This window comes from Candidatus Dactylopiibacterium carminicum (genome assembly GCF_014736495.1).
In the GTDB taxonomy this organism is placed as follows: Bacteria; Pseudomonadota; Gammaproteobacteria; order Burkholderiales; family Rhodocyclaceae; genus Uliginosibacterium; species Uliginosibacterium carminicum.
In genome coordinates this window covers 34,499-59,481 of the sequence record NZ_MDUX01000016.1, presented here as the reverse complement: position 1 = coordinate 59,481, position 24,983 = coordinate 34,499, and the positions used below count along the sequence as shown (strand labels likewise).

The following is a 24,983-nucleotide window of genomic DNA, read 5'->3' as shown; positions in this document are numbered from 1 at the left end:
CCGCCTCCTTGAGCGCTATCGGAACGCTATTTCCCCCGCACTTTGCCTCAACGAGACGGCCGGGCAATGGAGACTCAACAGCTAACTCCGACAGCGCCTTAAAAAACCCTGCCGCTGAACCGGCAGGGTTTTTTGCGTTTACCGGACATGGAATGCTGGCGTCGCGTGGTCTAGAAAACCGTAAAAAACGCATTTTGATGTGTTGCGTCAACCCTTTGCTTCGTCGAATCGCAATCATTGCAGGTGAGTCGTAAGCGCCGCTCCAGCGCCGGATCGACATAGGATTTTTTGATGCTTCAAGGAGAGTTTCATGAATCCAATCAATTGGACCCCTGATCTGTCGGTTGGCAACGAGCAGATCGATGATGATCACCGCCAGCTTTTTGCCTTGCTCGACCGTCTGAACAAGGATATGAGTACGGGTCAGGTGAATCAGGAAACGCAGAGCATCGTCGATGCGTTGCGTAACTACACTGAAACCCATTTCAGTCGTGAAGAGGCGTTCATGCGCGAGATTGATTACGCGCACTACGCCACGCACAAGGCCGAACACGACCGTTTCGTGAGTGAAGTCTGTGCGCTTCAGTCGCGCGTTGCTCGTGGTGCGCGTACGGCACAACTGGACATCGATCAGATGCTTGCGGCCTGGCTTCGTGAACATGTGTTGGTTCGCGATATGGCGCTTGCCGCAGCGATTCAGGGCGCGCATACTTCAGCACCAGCCTGAGCTTACTGGATGCGGCACTAGACAAGGGCGCTGAACGGCGCCCTTTTCGTTTGTGCGACCAGATGTAGAATTTTTTTGAAGAATCTTCCGCATCTGATTAATTTCAATGGAAATTGCAGGTTTTTATTCGTGCCTTACAAACATGATCGTCGCAGGGAGCCTGTTCTCATGAAGCTGAAACATCTCGTTCTGGCCGTGATGAGCGTGTCGATTCTGATCGTGGGGACGCTGGCAAGCAAAGCGGCGAGCAACGCCAAGGCACAAAAAAGCGGCGCCCACGCGTCTGCGACGAAAACCAAGAAGCCTGCTGCACAGTCCAGAAAGGTTGCTTCGAGCAGCAAATCCGGCACCAGCACACGCAAGGCGAAGAGCACGCCGGTGAGTACCCGTGCGACGCCAGCAAAACCCCTGGATACGGATTTCGATACAGTGGGCAATCCGCAGCTCAGCTCCTCTGCTTTCGTGGTGCAGGACGTCAATAGCGGCGAAATCCTGCTGGAAAAGAATGCCCATGCCGCCGTGCCGATCGCGTCCATCACGAAGCTGATGACGGTCATGGTGGTGCTCGATGCTCAGCAAAGCCTGAGTGAAGTGCTGGAGATCACCAACGATGACGTCGACCGTCTCAAGGGCACCAGTTCCCGCCTGACGCTGGGAACGCGCCTGAGCCGAGAAGAATTGATGCTGCTGGCTCTGATGTCTTCCGAGAACCGCGCGGCTTCGTCCCTGGCGCGTCACTATCCGGGTGGGATGACTGCCTTCCTGGAAGCGGTCAAGGTCAAGGCCCGGCTGATGGGGCTGGCGGATACACACATCTACGACGGCACCGGGCTGAACAAGGACAACGTTTCCTCCGCGCGCGATCTCGCCACGCTGGTGGCCAACGCTTCGCGCTATCCCCTGATCCGTGAGTTTTCGACCCGCGAGGAATACATCGTTCGCGTGGGGGCAAAACGGACGCTGACCTATCGCAACACCAATTCGCTGGTCAGCAGCCCTGATTGGCAGATCGATGTTTCCAAGACCGGCTACATCAGCGAATCCGGCCGCTGCCTGGTGATGCAAGCCTGGCTGGGCGACAAGCCGCTGGCGATCGTGCTGCTGGATTCCTGGGGGCGCTATACGCGCGTGGCCGATGCGCAGCGTATCCGCAAGTGGCTGGAAAACGTGGCTGCCCACAAACCCTCGCCACTGGTCTTCGAGGATCAGTTGGCCACCACGTTGGCCAACTGATTTCTTCCTACTTCCGGCAGATCAGACGCGCGATCGCTTCGTGGCGCGCGGCAAGATCCTCGCTGATGCTGTGTTCGAACATCATCATCGAGAGTCCGAAGACGTGCGTGAACATCAACAGTGCGCGGTTACGCGCTTCCTCTGGTGCAAAGCCCGCCATCTCGAACAGACGCGTGGCACGCGCCTGGCGGGCAACGTCCACCTGTTCGACGATATTGGCTACATGTGAGTCTCGCCGCGCCCAGTCGCGGATGGCCAGCTCCAGCAGCAAACGATCGGCATCGGGGCGCGTCGAATACCGGTCGATGATGGCGTGGATCTGCGCTTCTGCCTCTGCAGGGGTGCGGGGGGCCTCCAGCTGCAGTTCGTGCAGACGTGCCGTCTTCCATTCCGCGATGATGGCGTTGAGCAGGGCCTGACGATCCCGGAAGTGCCAGTAGAAACTGCCTTTGGTGACATTCAGCTCGCGGGCCAGGCTTTCGATGCGTACACCGGCAAGGCCGTCTCGTGCCAGCACGGTCGTGGCGAAGTTCACCCAGTTGGTGCGGTCGAGCGCGGAGCGGCTGTCCGTTTGTGAAGGCGGATGGTCGTTCATGGCATGGAGAGCAAGACTGTGTGGTCGCGTATTATCGGTGCTCAGGCTGAGGTAGCAAGGTTTTTCGACGGCCGGGGCTGATTCCTGGGAAGAATGTTCTCAGGGCAGGAGATCACAGCATGAGAGTGATGGTGGCATTTGGGCCCACGTCCGGCGGCCCGCTGCTGTCTGGCGATGAAGATGGCAATGCCACGCCGGATGGCCTGCGTATGCCGGTGAATCCTTGCGACGAGGTGGCGTTGGAGCAGGCCTTACGCTGGCGTGAAACAGGTCTTGCGCGCGAGATATTGGCGGTGAGCTGCGGATCGGTGGCTTCGCAGGATCAACTGCGGACCGCATTGGCCATGGGTGCCGACCGGGCGCTGCTGGTTGCAGCTGGAGCGGCACTCGAGCCCCTGCTTATGGCCAAACTGCTCAAGGCTGTGGCCCAGCGCGAGAATGTTTCGCTCGTACTTCTGGGTGCGCGGGCGAGTGATGGCGAGGCTCGGCAGATTCCGCAGATGCTGGCCGCCATGCTGGGCTGGCCGCAGGCCACAGATGCTTCCGGTTTGCGGCTGGAGGCGCCTGGCGTCTGTGTCCGCCGTGAACTGGACCACAGCCATGAGTGGCTTGGATTGACGCTGCCAGCCGTGGTCGGTGTCGATCCGATGTTGGTTCGGCCACGCTCAGCAGACCTGTGTAGCGGAAAGCCCATCATCTTCGAAAGCGCGGAAGCGCTGGCTGCGGATCTGTCGCCACGCTTGTTGCGGTTGGCACTGGCGAAGGCCCCGCAACGAAAGCCAGGAGCGCGTGTGGATTCGGCACGGACGCTGGTGGACAGGTTGCAGGCGGAAGGCTTGCTGTCTGTGCAGGAAGACACACGATGAGCGTGCTGTTCCTTGTGGATGTGCAACATGCCGCTGGCCGGATGACTTTGGCGGCGCTGGCCGTCGCTCGGGAGCTGGCGCCGGCGATTGATGTGATGGTCTGCGGAACCGATGCTCAGGACGCGGCCCGAGCGCTGGCGGGGCATACCGGTGTGGCGCGCGTGCGCGTGCTCGATGCGCCGCATTACGCGCACGGCGAGGAAGAGAACCTGTCGATGGTGATCGCCCAGTTCGCCGGCGCCTATCGGCATGTGGTGTTCGCGGCCGATCCATTCGGACGAAGCCTGGCGCCGCGCGTGGCTGCGATGCTGGATGTCGCGCCGGTGACGGATGTGCTGGAGATCCTGGATGCCGAAACCTTTCGTCGTCCCCTTTGTGCGGGAGCACTGATCGAGACCGTGCGTTGCCAGGAACGCGTGAAGGTGCTGACTGCGCATCCTTCAAGCCATGCGGAAGCCGTGGTTCGCGCGGGTTCTGCCGCGCCGGTGGAAAAGTTGGCTCCCGGCCCCGATCTTGGTGTACGCACCCTGATTTCGCGGAGCGTGGAAGCGCCATCCGGCCCGGCAACGCTGGGGGCGGCCCAGATCGTGGTGGCTGGCGGGCTTGGCCTGGGCTCCGCCGAAGCCTTTCGTGCCTTGCTGGCGCCGCTGGCTGCGCGTCTGGGGGCTGCGCTGGCCGCCACGCGCGCCGCCGTGGATGCCGGGTTCGCGCCGGGCGCCTGGCAGATTGGCCAGAGTGGACGCGTCGTGGCGCCGCGGCTTTATATCGCCGTCGGGCTTTCGGGCTCGCGACAGCATCTGGCCGGCATGCGCAGCGCTGGTTGCGTCGTGGCAATCAACCGGGATCCCGACGCCCCCATCGTGAAGCTTGCGGATTACGCGTTGATCGGCGACCTGCACGAGCAGGTGCCGTTGTTCCTGAAGGCGTTGGGATGAGTGCGGTATACCTGTTCCTTGCCGACAGCGGTTTGTTGCGTGTCTGCACGGATGTGCAACAGGCGCTTGCCGCCTGGCAACCGGACGCATTGTATTTCGACGCCGAGGGTGAGCCCTTGCGGCGGGAGTCCAGTGGGAAAACCTTCCTGCGTCTCTGGGCGTCATGTTCGTCGTGCAGACTCGAGCAGGTACTGGGGATGGTGGATATGATCGAAGGCGAGTTGCCACCGGCATTGATGCAAGCCTGGCAGGCTCTGCGGGAGGGGCGTGCCGGAGTATGATCTGTTGCGCTGATAAAGAAACTGGCAGGAGAGAGACACGATGATGCGCGCGCGCATGGAGCAGGAACTGGTCGGATTGTTCACGATGGCCTGGATGGTGGAAGCCCGTGATCCGTTCACCGTGGGGCATGCTTGGCGCGTCTCGCGCTATGCACGCCTGATTGCCGAGGGCAGCGTGCAGACCGAACAGGTGATCGCCCAGGTGGCTGTGGCGGGTTATCTGCATGATCTGGGCAAGGTCGGCATCTCGGACGCGGTGCTGACCCGCCCTGAGCGGCTCATCGAGTCCGAGTACGAAATGGTCAAGGAGCATTCGGCCGTGGGCGCCCGTCTGCTGGAAGGGCATCCCTTGGCGGGGCTGCTGCGCGATGCGATCCTGCACCATCACGAGCGTGCCGATGGCACCGGCTATCCGGCCGGACTGAAAGGGCTGGAGATTCCGCTGCCAGCACGCATCATCGCGGTCTGCGATGCCTTTGATGCCATGACCAGCCAGCGTCCTTATCGCAGGGCCTTGAGCCTGAACGAGGCGCTGAACCACATCGAACGTGGGCTGGGCAGTCAGTTTGATGCCGAATTCGGGGCGCGTTTCGTGTCGCTTGGCCGTGCCGGGGGCTTCGACCATATTCTGGGCCATTCCGACATCGGCATCCGCGTGCAATCCTGCCCGAACTGCGGGCCGGTGGTGAACGTGTTCCGCACTCATGAGGATGGCGACAGCGTTTATTGCCGTCTGTGCGCCAATGAATTCAAGGTGCGCCGGAGCAGCCAGGGCGTGGACATCGAACCGACCGGCAACAAGGGGCGCCCTTCGGTGGCCGTGGCCTTGCCGGATACCGAGTTGATCTCGCGACTGATCCTGGATGCCGTGGGGCATCTGGAGTCCTGAGCGGGGCTTAGGCGAAAGCCTGTCCGTCAGTCTTGAGCCGTCATCCCGGCTTTCGTCGGGATGACGCTCATTGAGAATGGGGCCGGGCTTGGCTGAGCGACGTTGCGTCCGCGGTTCCCGTTCATGCTGCGATACCTCGACAGAGCAATGCGCTCTGCCGAAGCCGGTATCTCGAGCAGCGCTCAGCGTTTCTTGTCGTAAGGTTTCGGTTTCGCGCCCGAGAACGCAGTCTTCGGGCGCGTGCCACGGGTATCCGGCGCGAATGCCGGGCGCTCGCTGCCGAAAGGTTTGCGCGGGCGATCACTGACGCCACGTGGGCGGCGATCGTCTCCGAACGCCTCGGTGCGTTGCCGCTTCGGCGGAACGTCGCCTTCCTCGCTGCGTGTTCTGCCTTCGCCGCCAGTACCGAAACTGCGTGAGTCACGATAGGTGCTGCCACCTTCCCAACGCTTGCGTGGTGCCCGCTCTTCACGTGCGGGGCGGCGATCTTCGTAGGCATCGCGAGGTGCTGATCTGCGCTTCTCGTAGCGCTCGCCTTCCTCCAGCGGACGGATCTGGATGGCCTGACCGCGCACGCGGGTGCGCTTGAGCACGCCCAGCAGTGGCGCGGGCAACTCGGGCAGGTCGACCGTGGAAAAATCGTCGAAGAGATCGATCTGGCCGATCAGCTTGCCGTCGATGCCGCCTTCGTTGGCCAGCGCGCCGACGATCTCCTTGGGCATCACGCCATGCGCACGCCCCACCTCGATACGGTAACGCTGGGTCTTGATGCCGGGGCCGAATTCCTGACGGGGCGCGCGTTCGCGTGGCGGGCGAGCTTCGTCGTGGCGCGGCGAGCGCTCCTCACGGCCTTCGAAGCGGGGCGCACGGGGGGCGCGTTCGTCGAAACGCTTGCCGCTTTCGGCGGGTGCGGTAGCGACGTCCCAGCCGTATCCCTGTTCTTCGACCTGCAGCGGGCGCTCCTTCTGGGCGAGATAGAGCAGGGCAGGGGCAATCTCTTCGGGGGAGAGATCGTTTTCCGCGGCCAGCTGTTGCAGCACTTCGCTGAAGTACTGCATGTCCTCGGCTTCGATGGCGTCTACCACCTGCTGACGCAACTGGGCGATGCGGTGGCTTTCCACATCCTCGCGCGTGGGCAGCGAGATCTGTTCGATGGGCTGGCGTGTGGCACGCTCGATGGCGCGCAGCATGCCGCGCTCGCGCGGGGCGACGAATAGGATCGCCGTGCCCTGGCGTCCGGCCCGGCCGGTGCGGCCGATGCGGTGCACGTAGGCTTCGGTGTCGTAAGGGATGTCGTAGTTGATGACGTGCGAGACGCGCGGCACGTCGATGCCGCGCGCGGCCACGTCGGTGGCGACCAGCATGTCCAGCGTGCCGGCCTTGAGCTGCTCGATCACACGTTCGCGCATGCCCTGGTTCATGTCGCCATTGATCGCGGCGGCCGCGTAGCCGCGCGCCTCCAGTTTGTCGGCCAGTTCTTCGGTGGCGATCTTGGTGCGCACGAAGATGATGGCGGCGTCGAAACTCTCTTCGACTTCCAGGATGCGGGTGAGCGCATCGAGCTTGTTGACGCCGCGCACCTGCCAGTAGCGCTGGGTGATGGTCTGCACCGTGCTGGTGGCAGTCTTGATCTTCACCTCGCGCGGCTCCTTCAGATGCTGGTGCGCGATGCGGCGGATGGCATCCGGCATGGTGGCCGAGAACAGTGCGGTCTGCCGCGATGCCGGTGCGTGGTCGAGGATCCATTCGACATCGTCCACGAAGCCCATGCGCAGCATTTCGTCGGCTTCGTCGAGCACGATGGCACGCAGTGCGGAAAGATCCAGGCTTTCGCGTTCAAGGTGATCCATCACCCGGCCCGGCGTGCCGACGATCACCTGGGCGCCGCGCGAGAGCTGGCGTAATTGCACCACCATGCTCTGGCCGCCGTAGATCGGCAGCACGTGGAAATCGCGCAGGTAGCGCGCGTATTTCTGGAAGGCCTCGGCCACCTGGATCGCCAGCTCGCGCGTTGGCGTGAGCACCAGTACCTGCGGGCGGCGTTCGGCCGGGTCCAGCCGTTCCAGCAGCGGTAGCGCGAAGGCGGCCGTCTTGCCGGTGCCGGTCTGCGCTTCGCCGAGGATGTCGGCGCCTTCCAGCAGATGCGGGATGCAGGCGGCCTGGATCGGCGAGGGCGTCTCATAGCCGACCTCGGCGAGCGCCTGGAGAATGGGAGTGGATAGCTTCAGCTCGGCGAAGCTGCTGACTGGATCTGACATGGAGGAAATACCTGAATGGGGAGGGGGCGGCGCTTGCTTGTGGCGCACGGCGGGAAGGCGCACATTGTCCTCTGGAAACGCTTCGGGCGATAGAGGGCTGACGGGTTGTCAGCCGTGCAGGGCAGTTGCCCGGCCGGGCTGCTTCAGGCCTATACCAAGCGCAGCGAATGCCGTGAGGAGTCTGTCCGGATCGATGGCCGGGGCACCGGCTTCGGCTGTCAGCACGGTCTGTTCGAAATAGTTTCCGTGCGTATCGAAGCCGCGCAGCAGCAAATCCAGCCGGGCATCAAGCGGATCGCCCTGGCTTCGGCCTGTTCGTGCTGCATCGAAGATGAGCAGCAGCAGCGTCATGACCTGCGTACGGAGTGTGCACTGGTCTGGCCCGTCGTCCAGACAGCAGAGGATCTCGGGTCCGGTGTCGTGATCCCCTAGCCATACTGTCGAGGAAAGCAGGCCGCGCGAGCCCGCATCGATGCCGGCCTGGGTGTGTGGCGTATTGGCACGGCTGAACCAGCCCGTTTGCGGCCGGATTTTCAGCGAGCAGGGTTGCCCCTTGCCGAATACGGCCGTAGCGCGGAAATCCTCCAGGCGGTAGCGCAGCTTGGCGAGCCAGGCGGTGTTTTCGGCGGCGATCATAGTCCGGGGCTTCAGGCCGTCAGCTGTTTCAACGCGCTGCGGACCTTGCTGGCGCGTTCGCCGAAGGTGTCTGCGGTGATGTTGATGGTGAGCTTGTCCTGCCCGGCGAGTTTCCAGTTCCGGTTGTTCTGGATGAGCTTGATGATCCGGATCGGCTCAATCGGTGGATTTGGCTCGAAGTGCAAGTGGATGCGGCTGTCCGAGGCATCGATCTTGAGGATGCCCAGCGGTTTGGCGGCGATGCGCAGACGGTGTGTTTCCAGCAGCGCGCGGGCCTGGTCCGGCAGTTCGCCGAAGCGGTCGATGAGTTCTTCCTGGATCAGGCCCAGTTCGTCGAGATCCTCGCAGTTGGACATGCGCTTGTAGAGCGTGAGACGCTCCTGCAGGTCCGGACAGTAGGCGTTGGGCAGCAGCGCCGGGGAGTGCAGGTTGATTTCGGAGGTCACGTCCAGCGGCTGCGCCAGATCGACTTCCTTGCCGGATTGCAGCGCGCGCACCGCGCGGTTGAGCATCTGCGAGTACATCGCGAAGCCGACTTGCTGGATTTCGCCAGACTGGTTGTCGCCCAGCACCTCGCCGGCGCCGCGGATCTCCAGATCATGCATGGCGAGGAAGAAGCCGGAGCCGAGGTCCTCCATCATGCTGATGGCTTCTAGGCGCTTCTGCGCATTGGCCGAGGGCTTGGCATTGGCGTCGGTGAGCAGGTAGGCGTAGGCCTGGTGGTGCGAGCGCCCCACACGTCCGCGCAGCTGGTGCAGCTGCGCCAGCCCGAAGCGGTCCGCACGATTGATGACGATGGTGTTGGCCGTGGGGATGTTGATGCCGGTCTCGATGATGGTGGTACACAGCAGCAGGTTGGCGCGTTGCGTGGTGAAGTCGCGCATCACGCGTTCCAGCTCGCGTTCGTTCATCTGGCCGTGGCCGACGACGATGCGCGCCTCGGGCAGCAGTTCGGCGAGCGATTCGCGCATGTTGTCGATGGTGTCCACCTCGTTGTGCAGGAAGTACACCTGGCCGCCGCGCTTGAATTCCCGCAGCACGGCTTCACGCACGATGCCCTTCGACCAGCTCTGCACGAAGGTCTTGATGGCCAGGCGTTTCTGTGGCGCGGTGGCGATCACCGAGAATTCGCGCAGTCCTTCCATGGCCATGCCCAGCGTGCGCGGGATCGGTGTGGCGGTGAGGGTGAGGATGTCGACCTCGGCACGCAGGTTTTTCAGCGCTTCCTTCTGGCGCACGCCGAAACGGTGTTCCTCGTCGATGATCACCAGCCCCAGGCGCTTGAACTCCACATCCTTCTGCAGCAGGCGGTGGGTGCCGATGAGGATGTCCACCTTGCCCTGGGCCAGCTGCTCCAGTGCCTCGGCCTGTTCCTTGGCGGTCTTGAAGCGCGAAATCTCGGCCACCTTGATCGGCCAGTCGGCAAAGCGGTCGGCGAAGGTCTGGTAGTGCTGCTCGGCAAGCAGCGTGGTCGGGCAGAGTACGGCGACCTGCTTGCCGTCGGCTACCGCGATGAAAGCGGCTCTCAATGCCACCTCGGTCTTGCCGAAGCCCACGTCGCCGCAGACGAGGCGGTCCATCGGCCGGCCCGAGCGCATGTCTTCGACCACCGCATTGATCGCGGCGAGCTGGTCCGGCGTTTCTTCGAAACCGAAACCTTCGGCGAAGGCTTCCAGATCGTGCTGCTTGAAGTCGAACTTGTGTCCCGGGCGGGCGGCGCGCTTGGCGTAGAGCACCAGCAGCTCGGCGGCGGTGTCGCGCACCTGTTGCGCGGCCTTGCGTTTAGCCTTTTCCCATTGCCCGGAGCCCAGCTTGTGCAGGGCGATGTTCTCGGGGTCGGCACCGGCATAGCGCGTGATTACGTGCAGTTGCGATACCGGCACGTAGAGCTTGGTGTCTTCGGCATATTCCAGATGCAGGAATTCGGTGTCGCCTTCGCCCATATCCATGTAGACGAGGCCCAGATAGCGACCAATGCCGTGGCTCTGGTGCACCACCGGGTCGCCGATCTTGAGTTCGGAGAGGTCCTTGAGCCAGCCTTCCACGGTGCTCTTGCGGCCTTCACGGCCGCGCCCACGCGGCCTGGCCTGGCTGGCATAGAGCTCGTTCTCGGTGAGGATGGCGATGTTGGCTGAAGGCTGCACGAAGCCGGCCGACAACGGGCCGGTGGCCAGCGCGAGGCGCGCGTCCGAAGCGAGAAAACCCGCCAGATCGGCGCTACCTGCAGGCTTCAGATTATATTCGGCGAAGTACTCTGTGATGGTCTGCGCACGGCCGGCGGATTCGGCCAGCAGCAACACGCGCCAGGGAAAGTTGGCGAGGAAGTGTTTGAGCTTGTGCAGCGGATCCGTTGCCTTGCGTTCGACGGAAAGGTCGGGCAGCGGTGAAGTAGGGCTGCTGGCCGTTCCTTCTCCCTCAGAGGGGAGGGGGGCTTTTTTTGTTGCATCACCGGAAGCTGAAATGGCAATTCGCGGTAGCGCCTTGGCCGAACTCCAGAAGGCATCTGCGCCGAGAAACAGACGATCAGGCGGCAGCAGCGGGCGGGCGCGGTCGCCGGCCATCAGCCGGTAGCGGCTGTTGGCCTCCACCCAGAAGGCTTCGATGGCACCCGGGACGTCCTGGTGGGTGACCAGGACGGCGTTCTTCGGCAGATAGTCGAAGAGCGTGGCTGTTTCGTCGAAGAACAGCGGCAGGTAATACTCGATGCCGGCCGAGGCGACGCCATTGGAAATGTCCTTGTAGATCGGACTCTTGGTCGGATCGCCCTCGAAAGCTTCGCGGAAGGCGGCGCGGAAATGGGCGCGAGCCTTGTCGTCGAGCGGGAATTCGCGCGCCGGCAGCAGGCGGATCTCGGGTACCGGGTACACGGTGCGCTGGGTGTCCGGATCGAAAGTGCGGATGGTGTCGATCTCGTCATCGAAGAGGTCGATGCGATAGGGCAGTTTGACGCCCATCGGAAACAGATCGACCAGCCCGCCACGTACCGAGAATTCGCCGGGGCGTACCACCTGGGTGACGTGCTCGTAGCCCGCCAGTGCCATCTGCAGCTTGAAGGCTTCGACGTCCAGCCGCTCCTTGGCCTTCATGAAGAAGGTGTGCCCGGCGAGATAGCTGGGGGGCGCCATGCGGTAGAGCGCTGTGGAAGCCGGCAGCAAGGTGATGTCCGACTCGCCTTTCTGGATCGCGTAGAGCGTGGCCAGCCGTTCGGAGATCAGATCCTGGTGGGGCGAGAAATTGTCGTAGGGCAGAGTTTCCCAGTCCGGCAGCAGGTGCACGCGCAGCCCTTGGGCGAACCAGGCGATCTCCTCCACGAGGCGTTGCGCATCGAGCGGATTGGCGGTGATTACGACCAGCTTGTGGCCCGTGGCGGCAAGCTGGGCGAGTGCGGCGGCATCGCTGGCGCCATGCAGGCGGGGCAGGTCGAGGCGTTGGCCGGGTTTGGGAAGGTTGATCCGGGATAGGGGCTGAAGCGGGGCGGTAGTCATGGTCTGGCGGCAGAAAAGCACAACGCCGCATGACGGCGGGCGGCATGCGGCAGAGGCCGGATTATAGCGCCGGGCTGCGAGCTTGCCGGAGGGGTAGGGGCATGTATCATTGGCGGCCCTTCAGCCGCTCTGCGCCCTGCTGTCCATGTTCCGCAAGATTCTGACGCGCCTTTTCTTCCTGTTCGTATTGTTGCCTGCCGTGGTGACCGGCGCGCTGGCTTGGCAGGCAACGCGCCCCCTGGCGATGAAGCAGGTGGTGGTGGAATTCGACGTGGCACGCGGGGATTCCATGCGCACAGTGGCACGCACAGTGGCGCATGCCGGACTGGATGTCTGGCCGCCGGCACTGACGTGGCTTGCACGCGTCAGCGGGCATGCTTCGCAGGTGAAGGCCGGCAGTTATCGTGTCGACAAGCCGGTGTCTGCCTGGGAACTGGTGCTGCTGCTTTCCAGCGGAGCCAACGCCTATTCGGATGTGACGCTGGTGGAGGGCTGGACTTTCGCCCGCGTGCGTGAGGTGCTGTATGCGCAGCCCGATCTGCTGCATGACACGCGCAGGCTGAGCGACGGGCAGATCATGGAACGCCTGGGCATGACGGGGGTTCCGCCGGAAGGCATGTTCGCCCCGGATACTTACAGCTTTTCGCGTGGCAGCAGTGAGCTCGAAATATTGCACCGAGCCTCTCAGCGCATGCAGCGATGGCTGGACGAGGAGTGGGCCGCACGCCAGCTGGATCTGCCCCTGGCAAGCCCTTACGAAGCGCTGATCCTGGCTTCGGTGGTGGAGAAGGAGACGGGCCAGGCCGGGGACCGCAGCCTGGTGTCGTCCGTATTCCACAATCGCCTGCGGATCGGAATGCGCCTGCAGAGTGATCCCACGGTGATCTATGGTCTGGGGCAGACCTTCAAGGGCAGTCTGAGCCGATCGCACCTGCAGGCCGATACCCCTTACAACAGCTACACGCGTGCTGGCCTGCCCCCGACGCCGATTGCGCTGGTCGGCCGTGCAGCGTTACGCGCAACCTTGCAGCCCGAGAAGACCTCCTACATGTACTTCGTGGCGCGAGGCGACGGCAGCAGCCAGTTTTCGCGCACGCTGGACGAACACAATCGCGCGGTATCGCGTTATCTGAGGAATGGGCGGTGAGCATGCGCGGACGTTTCATCACTTTCGAAGGGATCGATGGCGCCGGCAAAAGTACGCAGATTGCGGCCTGTGCGGACTGGATACGCTGTCGCGGGCATGTTTTGCAGCAAACTCGCGAGCCCGGTGGTACGCCACTGGGCGAACGACTGCGCGAGATCCTGCTGCATCAGTCCATGCACCTGGAAACCGAAGCCTTGTTGATGTTCGCTGCGCGTCGCGAGCATTTGGCCTTGCTCATCGAGCCGGCGCTGGCACGCGGAGAGTGGGTGATCAGCGACCGTTTCACGGATGCTACCTATGCCTACCAGTGCGGTGGCCGCGGTCTGGATGAAACCAAGTTCCGCACATTGGAGGCCTGGGTGCACGCCGATCTGCAGCCTGATCTGACCTTCGTTTTCGATGTGCCGCCCGCCGTGGCTGCGGAGCGTCTAGCGCAGGGGCGCGAGGCGACGGATCGCTTCGAGCGAGAACAGCGGGATTTCTTCGAGCGCGTGCGCGCTGCCTATCTGCGCCGCGCGGCTGGAAGTGACGGGCGTATTGTCGTACTGGATGCCACGCGTTCCCCTGCCGAAGTCAGTGCCGCACTGCTGGCTTGCCTGGAGGCCCGATTCCAATGACGGAAATGCTGCCTCCCTGGTTATTGCCTGCTTGGCAGGCAGTGCGTGCCCGGGGTGCACGCCTGCCGCATGCGTTGTTGCTCACAGGGCCGGCAGGCAGTGGCAAGCGCCTGTTCGGCGAGCGTCTGGCGCAAGCGCTGTTGTGCACACAGCCGGATGCACAAGGATTCGCCTGCGGCCAGTGCAAGGATTGCAACTGGATCGCGGGTGGCAACCATCCCGATCATTTCCTGCTTGTGCCTGCTGCGGATGAAGCTGCCGAAGAGGAAGCAGAAGAAGGAGGCAAGAAGGAAAAAACGCGCTCCACGCAGATCGTGATCGATCAGGTCCGCCAGCTTCAGTCTGCGCTGGAGGTCGGTGCGGGCGGACATGCCGGTGGGCGCCGTGTGGTGCTCATCGACCCGGCCGAAGCGATGAACGTGGCCGCGGCCAATGCCTTGCTCAAGTCGCTGGAGGAGCCGGGGGAGAACACCGTGTTCATCCTTGCCAGCGATGCGCCGCGCAAGCTGCTTGCCACCATCCGTAGCCGTTGCCAGGTAATCGAATTTATGCCGCCTCCGGAAGCACAGGCACAGGCCTGGCTGCAGGCGCAGGACGTTGCGGACGATGCCTTGCTGGGGTTTGCCGGCGGGCTACCACTGGCGGCGAAGACGCTGGCCACACCGGTCTGGTTGGGGCTGCGCCGCAAGCTGGCGGAGGATCTGGCGCAGTTGGGGCAGCGCGATCCATTGCGCCTGGCTGCGGAATGGGAGGCGCGCCTGAAGGCAAAGGATGCGCTGGAGGCCGGATTCGCTATGCCGACGCTGATCGACTGGGTTCAGCGTTGGCTGGCCGATGGTGCACGTGTTGCCTCGGGCGCTACGCCGCGTTTCTATGCCGATTTTGCTGCGGCATTGCAGGCGCAGACCCGGATTCCGCTGCTGGCCTGGCTGGAGAGCCTGCGCGAGCTGGATACGCATCGGCGTTCGGCAAGCCATCCACTGAACCCGCGCCTGTTTCTTGAAGACCTGTTCCTGTCGATGTTCCGGCGCCTGCGCGCGCATTGAACGATCCTGCCACAGGCGGCGAAAGGGCGGCTTGCCTTTGGTTATCCCACTTGCTATAAGCCCAACTCGGGCTGCTGCAGCGAAGTTGTGGCGCCCGTTTGTTTTTGCTGCACATGCAGGAATTTCATGGTGCTGAACCTGACTATCAAGAGGGGGTTGTCGTGAACAAGTCCGAGCTGATTGAAGTCGTAGCGAAGCAGTCCGATGTGTCCAAGGCAGCAGCAGGGCGTGTGCTGGATGCGGCAATGGCCGCGATCACGCAGGCGTTGAAGAAGGGAAACGATGTGACCCTGGTGGGATTTGGTACCTTCACGGTAAGCAAGCGTGCCGCCCGTACAGGCCGGAATCCGCAGACCGGTGCTGCGATCAAGATCAAGGCAACGAAATTGCCCAAATTCCGGCCTGGCAAAGCGCTCAAAGATGCAGTAAAATAACCGGCTTTGCAGCACGGCTATAACCGGGTGCTTAGCTCAGTTGGTAGAGCGCCTCCCTTACAAGGAGGATGTCGGGGGTTCGAGTCCCTCAGCACCCACCACACATGGCCGGTTCCAGTCGGGAGTGGTAGTTCAGTCGGTTAGAATACCGGCCTGTCACGCCGGGGGTCGCGGGTTCGAGTCCCGTCCACTCCGCCAGCTTCACGGGAAAAGGCGAACATCACTTGTTCGCCTTTTTTCACATGGCGGTTCCGTTTTCTCCGTTTCATTACTGGTTGATCATCATGTTTGACGCTGTCCGGAATAGTCGCAAGTTTGTCCAGATCATTCTCGTGCTCATCGCGTTGACCTTCGCCTTGTTCGGCATGGATGCCTATCAGCGCATGGGGGCGGGCGAACCGGCCGCTGCGGTGGTCGGAAAGGTCGAGATATCGAACAGCAGGTTCGACCAGGCGCTACGTGAACAGGAATACGCCATGCGCGATCAGATGGGCGAAGCCTTTGATCGCAGCATGATTGAAAACCCAGAGTTTCGTGCGGGCGTGCTGGATCGCCTGATCAACGAGACGGCGATCCGCTCGGCGATCATTGAAGGGCGCATCGTCGTGCCGGACAGCGTGGTGCAGGAATACATCAGCAAACAGGCCGAATTCCAGGAAAACGGCCATTTCTCCCTCACGGCCTATGACGTCATGCTGCGTAGCATGGGGATGACGCGTGATGCCTATCAGCAGCGTATCCGTGAGACGCTGGCGCAGCAGCAATTGTTGATGCCGGTACTGGCTTCCGCGTTGGCCCCCAAGGGCTCGCTGGCGCAGTGGCGCAAACTGGAGTCCGAGCAGCGTACCGTTGCCGAATGGCGCTTCGACAACGAGCGTTTCAAGGCCGAAGTGAAGCTCGATGACGCCTCTGTGCGCAAGTTCTATGACGATCATCCCAAGCGTTTCGAAGCGCCGGAACAGGTCAAGGTGGAATACGTGGTGTTGCGTACCGGCGATCTTCAGGGGCAGGTCGAAGTCACCGAAGCAGATGCGCGCCAGTGGTACGACAGCAATCGCGACAGTTTCGGTTCGCCGGAAAAGCTGCGTGCCAGCCATATCCTTGTCCAGTCGGCCGAAGGTGACAAATCCGAGGATCGCGCAGCCGCCCGCAAGAAGGCTGAGGATCTGCTGACCCAGGTGAAGGCGCAGCCCGGGAAATTTGCAGAGCTGGCGCAGAAGAGTTCGGACGATCCGGGCTCCGCATCCAAAGGGGGCGACCTGGGTTTCTTTGGCCGCAATGTCATGGCCAAACCTTTCGAGGACGCCGTATTTGCGCTCAAGCCGCAGGAAATTTCCGGCATCGTCGAGACGCAGTTCGGTTTTCACATCATCCAGCTCACCGACAAGCGTGGTGGTGTGAAGCCCTTCGAGCAGGTGAAGGCCGAAGCCTTGGCGCAGGCCCGCAAGCAAGCGGCCAGCCGCAGGTTTGCAGAGCAGGCCGATGCCTTCAGTGATGAAGTACTCAAGGCCCAGGATGCATTGCAGCCCGTGGCCGAGAAGTTCGGCCTGAAGCTGGAGCAGAGCGACTGGTTCGCCCGCAACCATGCCCCGGAGGGTGTGCTTGCCAATCCCAAGCTGCTGGCCGCCGTGTTCTCCGGAGAGTCCGTGCGCAACCGGCTGAACATCGAAGCGATCGATCTGGGTGACGGCACCATGGTTACGGCTCGCGTGCTGGAGTACAAGCCGCTGCACGTGCAGGCCTTCGAAGAGGTCAAGGGTGTCGCCCGCATGATCGCCGAAGGTGAAGCCGCTGCTGCGTTGGCTCAGGTGAATGGCGAAGAGGCGCTTGAAGCGCTGCGCAAGGGCGAAGCGCCGGCTCAGAAGGCCGCCTGGTCGGCGTCGCGTGTCATGACGCGTGGCACGGCAGGTGTGTCCGCGGCTGCGGGCAAGCAGATCTTTGGCGTCAAATCCGATGTACTGCCAGCCTATGTGGGCGTGAAGGATGACAACGGCTTTGCACTGTATCGCGTCGAAAAGATCGAGGTGCCGCAACTGGAAGAAAACGAAGCCGAGCAGAAGGCGCTTGCCTCGCAGTACGCTTCCATGCTCGGGCAGGAAGATCTTCGGGCCTTCATCGCAGGTCTGCGTGACCGTGCCGGCGTGAAGATCAATCAGCAGACGCCTGTCGCGGACTGATTCCACGTTTCAGTCGTGATTTTGGGGCCTCCGGCATCTTCGGTGCCGGAGGCCCCGTTCATTTGGGTGCCGGTAATAAGGCGGTGTTTTGCCGCCTGTTCCGGGCGGCAAGGATTGCCGGTTCGGCTGAAAATGCCATCAAGGAGAGGTGGCAGGCATGGCCGAGGAAAGCGATCTCGAGAAAACCGAACCAGCGTCACCGCGACGCTTAGAGCAGGCACGAGAGGAAGGTAACGTTCCGCAGTCACGGGAACTGTCGACCTTCATCGTGCTGATGGTAGGTGCCTGCACGTTATGGATCACGTCAGGCTGGCTTTACGGACATGTCGGCAATGTGGTGCGCGAGGGGCTGGCTTTCGGGCGCAAGGAAGCCTTCGATGCCACCAGTCTGCTCGTGGGCTTGCAGGCGCTGTCGATCGAGGCCCTGCTCGCGCTCGCGCCTTTCTTCGGCGTGATGATGATCGCTGCCGTGGGGGCACCGGCCTTGATGGGAGGGCTGGTCATTTCAAACAAGGCCCTGGAACCGAAGTTTGACCGGCTCAATCCGCTCAGCGGAATCAAGCGCATTTTTTCATGGCACGGGTTGCTCGAGTTGGTGAAGGGTGTGCTGAAGGCCACGCTCATCGGGGGGGCTGGGGCTTTGGTGCTGTGGAAGCATCAGGGCGAGCTCTTCGCGTTGACTAATATGGCGTTGGAGCCCGGTGCGGCACTGTTCGGACAACTGCTGCAGTTTTCCGGCGTGTTGCTGGCCGCAACGTTGTTCATCGTGGCCGGTATCGACGTGCCCTTCCAGCTCTGGCAGTACTACGACAAGCTCAAGATGAGCAAGCAGGATCAGAAGCAGGAGTACAAGGAGCAGGAAGGGGATCCGCAGATCAAGAGTCAGATCCGTGCCCGCCAGCGTGAGATGTCGAGACGGCGCATGATGGAAGCCGTGCCGAAGGCCGACGTGGTGGTGACCAACCCGACCCATTATGCCGTGGCACTCAAATACGAGGCCGGCAGCATGGGCGCTCCCACGGTTGTGGCAAAAGGTGCGGATCTGATAGCAAGAAACATCCGCGAACTGGCAGCCGAACACCAGGTACCGTTGCTTGAAGCGCCGCCACTGGCGCGTGCGCTGTACCACCATGCCGAGATCGGCGATCAGATTCCACCAGCGCTCTATACCGCGGTGGCCGAGGTGATGGCCTATGTCTATCAGCTCAACCAGTTCATCGCCGAAGGAGGTCTGCCTCCCGAGGTGCCCGAGAACATCCCGGTTCCCGCCGGGCTGGATCCAGCCAGCCGTGCCTTGACGGCAACCACGGAGTAAGCACGCATGGCCACGAATGTTCTCGATCTGAAGCAGCTTTTCTCACCATCCAATATCCGCCAGCTGGCGGCCCCCATCCTGCTGCTGCTGGTGCTAGCGATGATGGTGTTGCCGCTGCCGGCCTTTCTGCTGGATGTGTTCTTCACCTTCAACATTGCGGTTTCCATGATGGTGTTGCTGGTGGCGATGTACACCCGCAAGCCGCTGGATTTCTCGGTGTTTCCTTCCGTGCTGCTGGTCACCACGCTGTTGCGCCTGTCGCTCAACGTAGCGTCCACCCGTGTGGTGCTGCTTGAAGGCCATACGGGTGCAGACGCCGCTGGCAAGGTGATCGAGGCTTTCGGTCACTTCCTGGTCGGTGGCAACATGGCGGTGGGGATCGTGGTGTTCATCATTCTCACCGTGATCAACTTCGTGGTGATCACGAAGGGTGCGGGCCGGATCGCTGAAGTCGGCGCCCGCTTCACACTGGATGCGATGCCTGGCAAACAGATGGCCATCGATGCCGATCTCAATGCCGGGCTCATCGATGAGAAGGAAGCCAAGCGGCGTCGTGCGGAAGTGGCCCAGGAGGCGGATTTCTACGGTGCAATGGATGGTGCCTCGAAATTCGTGCGTGGCGATGCGATTGCCGGCATTCTGATTCTGGTGATCAACATCGTTGGCGGGCTGATCGTCGGGGTCGGCCAGCACGATATGGATTTCGCCCATGCTGCCGAGCAATACACGCTGCTGACCATCGGTGATGGCCTGGTGGCCCAGTTGCCCTCCCTGATCATTTCCGTGGCGGCCGGTCTGGTGGTTTCCCGCGTGGGCGGCGAAGAAAGCGGCGACATCGGTGGTCAGTTCGTTTCGCAGCTGTTCAGCAATCCTACTGTGATGGTACTGACAGCCTCCATCCTGGCCGTGCTGGGGATGATTCCTGGCATGCCCAATCTGGTTTTCCTGCTGCTTGCAGGGCTTTTCGGTTGGGCCGCCTGGTATATCGGCCAGCAGGCCCGTGAAGTGGAGGCGGCTGCTGCGGAGCCTGCAACGACCGTACAGGAGGCGCAACCACAGGAGAACCTGGAGGCGAGCTGGGCGGATGTGGCGCCAGTCGATGTATTGGGACTGGAGGTGGGCTATCGTCTGATCCCGATGGTAGACAAGAGTCAGGATGGTGAATTGCTCAAGCGCATTCGCGGCCTGCGCAAGAAGTTTGCACAGGATATTGGTTTCCTGGCGTCTCCCGTGCATATCCGCGACAACCTGGAATTGCGTCCGAATGCCTATCGCATCACTTTGAAAGGCGTGGAGATTGGTCAGGGAGAGGCCTATCCGGGCCAGTTTCTGGCCATCAATCCCGGGAGGGTCTCGGGGCAACTGTCGGGCAATGTAACAAAGGATCCCGCTTTCGGCCTGCCTGCCGTCTGGGTGGATGCCGGGCGGCGCGAGCAAGCGCACGGCCTGGGTTATACCGTCGTGGATGCCAGTACTGTGGTGGCGACTCATCTGAATCATCTGATCCTCAGCCATGCGGCCGATCTGCTCGGGCGTCAGGAAACCCAGGCCCTGCTTGATCACATTGCCAAGGATTCGCCCAAGCTGGTCGACGATCTGGTGCCCAAGACTTTGCCGCTGCACGTGTTGCAACGCGTGCTGCAATACCTGCTCGAAGAAGGCATCAACATTCGCGACATGCGTACCATCGTTGAAACCTTGGCTGAACATGCTCCGCGTACGCAGGATCCGGTCGAGCTTGCTTCGCGCGTACGCGTGGCGCTTGGCCGGGCCATCGTGCAGCAGCTTTTCCCTGGAGGCGCAGAGATCGACGTACTCGCGTTGGATCCTGGGCTGGAGCGTCTGCTGGGGCAGGCGATGGCCAGCGGTGGAGCCGAAAGCGGTGCTCTGGAGCCGGGGCTTGCCGATACCCTGCTGCGCGAAACAGCTGCCGCTGCGCAGCGGCAGGAAGATCTTGGTCTGCCTGCCGTGATGCTGGTACCGAACAATCTGCGCTGGTTGATGGCGCGCTTCCTGCGGCGTGCGGTGCCTAGCCTCAAGGTTATAGCGCATGCCGAAGTCCCTGAGTCGCGCACCATCCGTGTGGTGGGCGTGATCGGCAATTGAGTACTGGTTCGCCAGAAAGATTCCGTCGCCCGAAGCAATCCTGTTGATTGAAATCGAGGACTTGAGGCGGCGAATTTTTCCGCTATTTGCCGTTGGGGCGGCAAATCCTGCCGAATAAGCGTAGTTTTTCCGCGCTGTTCCGGCGCTGCCTGTATTGAAACCATGCCGATAATGAGGGCAGGTCAGGCATAGAGCCTGTGCATGTTGCAGGCAGCGGGCAGGAGGAATCATGGTTCAGGTCAGACGCTATGTGGGGAAAACCGCGCGCGAAGCGCTTGCCGCCTTGAAGGCAGAGCTTGGGCCGGACGCCGTGGTCCTCTCCAATCGGGCGGTGGCCGCCGGGGTGGAGATCGTTGCCATGCCGGCCGACCAGATGAGCGATCTGAATGCCACTGTGCGTGAGGCCAGCGCACCGCGCGCCGCACCTGCTGCGCAGCGGGCGCCGGCACCTGCACCTGCGTCCGTTCCCGCTCCCTCTGATGACGAGCACGATTTCACCGTCACCCTTGGGCAGCACATTGCCCGTCTTGCTCGGGAGCAGGAAAGCACCCCCGCGCTGACCTCCCGTCGTTCGCGGCATGTCTTCGAATCCACGCTGAGCGCCCGCCCGCTGCACGAAGGCGAAGGGTCCCAGATGAATGTCCGTGCTTTCAACCCGCCCCGTGTGTTGCCTAACGGTGAGCCTGAGCCTCCCCGCCGTCAGTCGCTGGCAAAGTCTGTGGAAGCTCCGGTCGAGGCGACACCACGTGTGGGAGAGGATGAAGTTCGCGTCAGGACGCTGGAGGCGACGAATGCCCGCCTGATGGATGAGCTGGGTTCCATCCGAGGCATGCTCGAGCGTCAGTTGGCAGGTTTTGCCTGGAACGAGATTGCACGGACTGCACCGACCCGGACCCAGATGATGGGCGAGTTGCTGGAGGCAGGCTTCTCGGCACAATTGGCCCGTGATCTGAGTGAGAGTGTGCCGGTGGAATGCTCCGTGCCGCAGGCACGCGGCGAAGTGCGCGGCAAGCTCAATCGCGTGCTCAATCTGATCGATAGCGATGCCGACATCGTCGATCGCGGCGGTGTTTATGCACTGGTGGGGCCTACCGGCGTGGGCAAGACCACTACCGCAGCCAAACTGGCTGCGCGCTGTGTGGTACGCCATGGCGCCGATAAGCTGGCGCTGGTCACTACCGATGGCTACAGAATCGGTGCGCATGAGCAATTGCGCATCTACGGCCGGATTCTCGGCGTCGCCGTTCATGTGGTGCGCGATGCGTCGGACCTACGTCAGACCCTGCAGGATCTTCGCCGCAAGCATATGGTGCTGACCGACACCATGGGGATGAGCCAGCGCGACAAGATGGTGGCTGACCAGGCCAGCATGCTTGCTGCTGCGGGAGCTGTGAGGCGTCTGCTGGTGCTCAATGCCACTTCGCGTGGCGATACGCTGGAAAGCGTGGTCCAGGCCTATGAAGGCGGGGATCTGGCCGGCTGCATTCTCAGTAAGATCGATGAAGCCGCTTCGCTGGGCCCGGCGCTTGATATCGCCATCCGGCGCGAGCTTCAGGTGTTCTACGTGACCAACGGGCAACGCGTGCCTGAAGACCTGCATCTGCCCAATCGCAATTATCTGATTCATCGGGCGTTGCGCGAGCAGTCGACCGACTCTGCCTTCAAGCTCGATGCAAGTGAGGCCAGCCTGCTGATGGCCTCACAGGCGGCTGGCGAGAACATGCGGAAAGGTGCGTGATGGATGCGCTGAGCCCGGACCAGGCCACCGGCCTACGCCGCTTGCTGCAGGGAGGGATCCCCGAGGTGACGGCGGTATTGCCTTGTGGGAGGGCGACGACAGTCTGGTTGGCGTATCAACTGGAGCTTCGGGCTTCCGTAGGAGTTCGGATCCTGGTTGTCGATGAATGCCTGCGCGGTGGCGGTCTCAGTGACCGGCTGGGCGGCATGCCGCGTGCGGATCTGGCTGACTGGCTGGAGGGGCTTTCTCCTGCGGATCTGTGTACCGTGTCGTCGCGTGCCGGGCTGGAGATCGTGCGGGCGGCAAGGCTTGCGGAAAGCCTGATCAAACATCGTTCTGGCATCCAGCGGGCGCTCGCCATGCTGCGCAGCCTGCAGGCCGGGTACGACGAATGGTTGCTGTGTGCCCGTCTGGATACCCACAATGGTGTTTCTTCGCTGGCGCTCGCTGCACCACGCATGCTGTTGTTGTTGGATGCGGACCCACGTTCGGCCACGCGCGCCTATATTGCACTGAGGAACATGCTCAGGGCCGGATGCCGGGCGAGATTAGCTGTCTGCGTGGTTGGCGCAGTGAATGCTGCTGCGAATGCGCTGCTTGAGGGATTTGCCAGCGAGGTCCGGGAACGTCTCGGCGTGGATCTTGCGTGTGTTGGAAGTCTGGGAGAAGCGGCCATGCTGGATTCTCGGGCGGGGAGCACCCGTACGGATTCCTACCTTACGAACTTGATTCAGGCCATTGGCCGGCGTCCGGAGCTTATGGCCTGAGTCCATCCTGAGTGATGGCATGGGATGTCCGTGCCGCCAAAAGGGATGCTTCGCGGTAAGATCGCGCAGAAGCTTCGTGAAGGCGATAATGAGGGAAGGGGTTTGTTCCGGGCTCGCGGAATGGTTCTGGCGGTGCAAAATGCATACGGGTTTCCTGCATGCATGTCTGCCGGAAGCTGTTTCGGGCAACTAAGAGAGAGAAAACAAGATGTATAACGCGGCTGGAACACTGGACAAGGACCAGCTCATCGCGCGCTATGCGCCGCTGGTGAAACGCATTGCCTATCATCTGATGGCCAAGTTGCCGGCCAGCGTGCAGGTGGAAGACATCATCCAGAACGGCATGATGGGGCTGCTGGATGCCATCACGCGTTACGAAGAGGGCCTGGGAGCCCAATTCGAGACCTATGCGGTGCAACGCATCCGGGGGGCGATGCTCGACGGGCTGCGTGAGAACGACTGGCTGCCGCGCAGCCTGCGGCGTGAAATGCGCCGTATCGAAAGCGCCGTGCATACGCTGGAACAGCAGAAGGGGCGCCAGCCGACCGAACGCGAACTGGCAGAGTTGCTGGGCATGGAGCTGGGGGAGTATCAGCGCATGCTGCAGGAGGCTCGCGGCTATCAACTGGTCTATTTCGAAGATTTCGGCAGCGACGAGGAAGACGATTTCCTTGAGCGCCACGTGGTGGGGGCAGCCGATGATCCACTGACGCTGCTGGAAGATCAGAATATGCGCCGGGTCTTGATCCAGGCCATTGAAGATCTGCCGGAGCGCGAGAAGATGGTCATGGGCCTGTATTACGAAGAAGACATGAATCTGCGCGAGATTGGCGAAGTGCTGGGCGTGTCCGAATCCCGTGTGTGCCAATTGCATAGCCAGGCGATTGCTCGGTTGCGCTCGCGCATTTCCGGCGGGCAGGCCACTCGCGGCCGTTCGCGACGCGCCAGCAGCAGCGCGGCTTGAGTTGACGAGGGCAGGGGATGGATATCATCAGCGTTGTCGGTCTTGCTCTCGGGCTTGCCGCCATACTGGTCGGCCAGGTGCTCGAAGGCGGGCACATCAGTTCACTGGTGCAACCGACGGCTTTCCTGATCGTGATCGGGGGTACTGTTGGTGCTGTGATGCTGCAGAGCCCGTGGCGTGCGTTTCGCCGCGGAGTGACGATGGTCGGGTGGGTCTTCTCGCCGCCGGTACTCAACAAGCCGGCCCTGATCGCACAGATGGTGACCTGGAGCACCACCGCACGCAAAGAAGGTCTGCTGGCGCTGGAGTCCCGGATCGACATGCTGGATGATCCGTTCCTGCGCAAAGGCTTGCAGTTGCTTGTCGACGGCGTCGATCCGGAACATATCCGCGAGGTTCTTGAGGTTGAGATCGCAATCTGGGAGGCCGATCTGAAACAGGCGACCAGGATCTGGGAGGCTGCCGGTGGCTATGCGCCCACTATCGGCATTCTGGGGGCGGTGATGGGGTTGATCCACGTGATGGAGAACCTCAGCGACCCCTCCAAGCTGGGGGCGGGCATCGCCGTAGCATTCGTGGCCACGATCTATGGTGTGGGCTCGGCAAACCTTGTCTTCCTGCCCGTGGCCAAGAAGCTGCAGGCACATGTTGCCCAGTTGGTGGCCATGCGCGAGATGATGGTCGATGGCTTGATCAGCATTTCGCACGGAGACAATCCGCGCCTGATCGAGAACCGCTTGCAAGGCTACGTGTTGTAACCGTGCCCC

Annotated in this window: 22 protein-coding genes and 2 tRNA genes; 20 read left to right on the top strand and 4 right to left on the bottom strand. The window is 62.2% G+C overall.

What is annotated here, in order from left to right; translation table 11 throughout:
* The 3 genes from BGI27_RS17955 to pbpG all read left to right on the top strand — a co-directional run.
* Positions 1 to 254, top strand: a 254-nt coding sequence (locus BGI27_RS17955; protein ID WP_223871649.1) for a hypothetical protein, incomplete at its 5' end; no start/stop codon positions are given.
* A 56-nt stretch (positions 255 to 310) separates the two neighbouring features.
* On the top strand, positions 311 to 727 hold the full coding sequence (locus tag BGI27_RS06910; protein ID WP_095524153.1) for a bacteriohemerythrin: 417 nt from the start codon (positions 311 to 313) through the stop codon (positions 725 to 727).
* Between the two features lie 168 nt (positions 728 to 895).
* A complete protein-coding gene (pbpG, locus tag BGI27_RS06905; RefSeq protein ID WP_141239733.1) occupies positions 896 to 1,960 on the top strand; it encodes a D-alanyl-D-alanine endopeptidase in 1,065 nt (354 codons plus the stop codon).
* Between the two features lie 7 nt (positions 1,961 to 1,967).
* On the opposite strand, the gene BGI27_RS06900 is transcribed toward pbpG, so the two are convergent.
* Positions 1,968 to 2,555: a TetR/AcrR family transcriptional regulator gene (locus BGI27_RS06900; RefSeq protein WP_095524162.1), complete on the bottom strand. Its 588-nt coding sequence runs from the start codon at positions 2,553 to 2,555 to the stop codon at positions 1,968 to 1,970.
* A 119-nt stretch (positions 2,556 to 2,674) separates the two neighbouring features.
* On the opposite strand from BGI27_RS06900, the gene BGI27_RS06895 reads away from it, so the two are divergent.
* The 4 genes from BGI27_RS06895 to BGI27_RS06880 are packed head-to-tail and all read left to right on the top strand — an operon-like array spanning position 2,675 to position 5,526.
* Positions 2,675 to 3,421 (top strand): adenine nucleotide alpha hydrolase family protein, encoded by a 747-nt coding sequence (locus BGI27_RS06895; protein WP_095524152.1) that lies wholly within the window; start codon positions 2,675 to 2,677, stop codon positions 3,419 to 3,421.
* Positions 3,418 to 4,356, top strand: coding sequence for an electron transfer flavoprotein subunit alpha/FixB family protein (locus BGI27_RS06890; protein WP_095524151.1), 939 nt, complete (start codon positions 3,418 to 3,420; stop codon positions 4,354 to 4,356). The genes BGI27_RS06895 and BGI27_RS06890 overlap by 4 nt, the downstream gene beginning before the upstream one ends.
* Entirely contained in the window at positions 4,353 to 4,637 is a 285-nt protein-coding gene (locus BGI27_RS06885; protein WP_095524150.1) for a hypothetical protein, read from the top strand. Before BGI27_RS06890 ends, BGI27_RS06885 begins: the two co-directional genes overlap by 4 nt.
* A gap of 40 nt (positions 4,638 to 4,677) precedes the next feature.
* Positions 4,678 to 5,526: an HD-GYP domain-containing protein gene (locus BGI27_RS06880; RefSeq protein WP_095524149.1), complete on the top strand. Its 849-nt coding sequence runs from the start codon at positions 4,678 to 4,680 to the stop codon at positions 5,524 to 5,526.
* 182 nt (positions 5,527 to 5,708) lie between these two features.
* On the opposite strand, the gene BGI27_RS06875 is transcribed toward BGI27_RS06880, so the two are convergent.
* From BGI27_RS06875 to mfd, 3 genes are all read right to left on the bottom strand, one after another.
* Complete coding sequence (locus tag BGI27_RS06875) at positions 5,709 to 7,784, bottom strand: DEAD/DEAH box helicase (protein WP_095524148.1); 2,076 nt, start codon at positions 7,782 to 7,784, stop codon at positions 5,709 to 5,711.
* Positions 7,785 to 7,892: 108 nt separating this feature from the next.
* A complete protein-coding gene (locus BGI27_RS06870; RefSeq protein ID WP_095524147.1) occupies positions 7,893 to 8,420 on the bottom strand; it encodes a hypothetical protein in 528 nt (175 codons plus the stop codon).
* 11 nt (positions 8,421 to 8,431) lie between these two features.
* Positions 8,432 to 11,905: a transcription-repair coupling factor gene (gene mfd / locus BGI27_RS06865; RefSeq protein ID WP_095524161.1), complete on the bottom strand. Its 3,474-nt coding sequence runs from the start codon at positions 11,903 to 11,905 to the stop codon at positions 8,432 to 8,434.
* Between the two features lie 145 nt (positions 11,906 to 12,050).
* On the opposite strand from mfd, the gene mltG reads away from it, so the two are divergent.
* From mltG to BGI27_RS06800, 13 genes are all read left to right on the top strand, one after another.
* Positions 12,051 to 13,052, top strand: coding sequence for an endolytic transglycosylase MltG (gene mltG, locus BGI27_RS06860; protein WP_095524160.1), 1,002 nt, complete (start codon positions 12,051 to 12,053; stop codon positions 13,050 to 13,052).
* A 2-nt stretch (positions 13,053 to 13,054) separates the two neighbouring features.
* Positions 13,055 to 13,669 (top strand): dTMP kinase, encoded by a 615-nt coding sequence (gene tmk / locus BGI27_RS06855; RefSeq protein WP_095524146.1) that lies wholly within the window; start codon positions 13,055 to 13,057, stop codon positions 13,667 to 13,669.
* Entirely contained in the window at positions 13,666 to 14,715 is a 1,050-nt protein-coding gene (holB, locus tag BGI27_RS06850) for a DNA polymerase III subunit delta' (RefSeq protein ID WP_223871648.1), read from the top strand. The genes tmk and holB overlap by 4 nt, the downstream gene beginning before the upstream one ends.
* A 161-nt stretch (positions 14,716 to 14,876) precedes the next feature.
* Positions 14,877 to 15,149: an HU family DNA-binding protein gene (locus BGI27_RS06845; RefSeq protein WP_095524158.1), complete on the top strand. Its 273-nt coding sequence runs from the start codon at positions 14,877 to 14,879 to the stop codon at positions 15,147 to 15,149.
* 25 nt (positions 15,150 to 15,174) lie between these two features.
* Positions 15,175 to 15,250 (top strand) — tRNA-Val (locus BGI27_RS06840).
* Positions 15,251 to 15,270: 20 nt separating this feature from the next.
* Positions 15,271 to 15,347, top strand: a tRNA-Asp gene (locus tag BGI27_RS06835).
* A gap of 86 nt (positions 15,348 to 15,433) precedes the next feature.
* Positions 15,434 to 17,326 carry a SurA N-terminal domain-containing protein gene (locus BGI27_RS06830; protein WP_170942978.1) on the top strand — a complete coding sequence of 631 codons (1,893 nt, stop codon included), beginning with the start codon at positions 15,434 to 15,436 and terminating at the stop codon, positions 17,324 to 17,326.
* Between the two features lie 157 nt (positions 17,327 to 17,483).
* Entirely contained in the window at positions 17,484 to 18,641 is a 1,158-nt protein-coding gene (gene flhB, locus BGI27_RS06825) for a flagellar biosynthesis protein FlhB (RefSeq protein ID WP_095524144.1), read from the top strand.
* A 6-nt stretch (positions 18,642 to 18,647) separates the two neighbouring features.
* Positions 18,648 to 20,747: a flagellar biosynthesis protein FlhA gene (gene flhA / locus BGI27_RS06820; RefSeq protein ID WP_095524143.1), complete on the top strand. Its 2,100-nt coding sequence runs from the start codon at positions 18,648 to 18,650 to the stop codon at positions 20,745 to 20,747.
* A gap of 229 nt (positions 20,748 to 20,976) precedes the next feature.
* Positions 20,977 to 22,485, top strand: coding sequence for a flagellar biosynthesis GTPase FlhF (gene flhF / locus BGI27_RS06815; RefSeq protein ID WP_095524142.1), 1,509 nt, complete (start codon positions 20,977 to 20,979; stop codon positions 22,483 to 22,485).
* Positions 22,485 to 23,252 carry a MinD/ParA family ATP-binding protein gene (locus BGI27_RS06810; protein WP_095524141.1) on the top strand — a complete coding sequence of 256 codons (768 nt, stop codon included), beginning with the start codon at positions 22,485 to 22,487 and terminating at the stop codon, positions 23,250 to 23,252. The genes flhF and BGI27_RS06810 overlap by 1 nt, the downstream gene beginning before the upstream one ends.
* Positions 23,253 to 23,460: 208 nt before the next feature.
* Entirely contained in the window at positions 23,461 to 24,216 is a 756-nt protein-coding gene (locus BGI27_RS06805; RefSeq protein ID WP_095524140.1) for an RNA polymerase sigma factor FliA, read from the top strand.
* 17 nt (positions 24,217 to 24,233) lie between these two features.
* Positions 24,234 to 24,974 (top strand): flagellar motor protein, encoded by a 741-nt coding sequence (locus BGI27_RS06800; protein WP_095524139.1) that lies wholly within the window; start codon positions 24,234 to 24,236, stop codon positions 24,972 to 24,974.
* Positions 24,975 to 24,983: the final 9 nt, after the last annotated feature.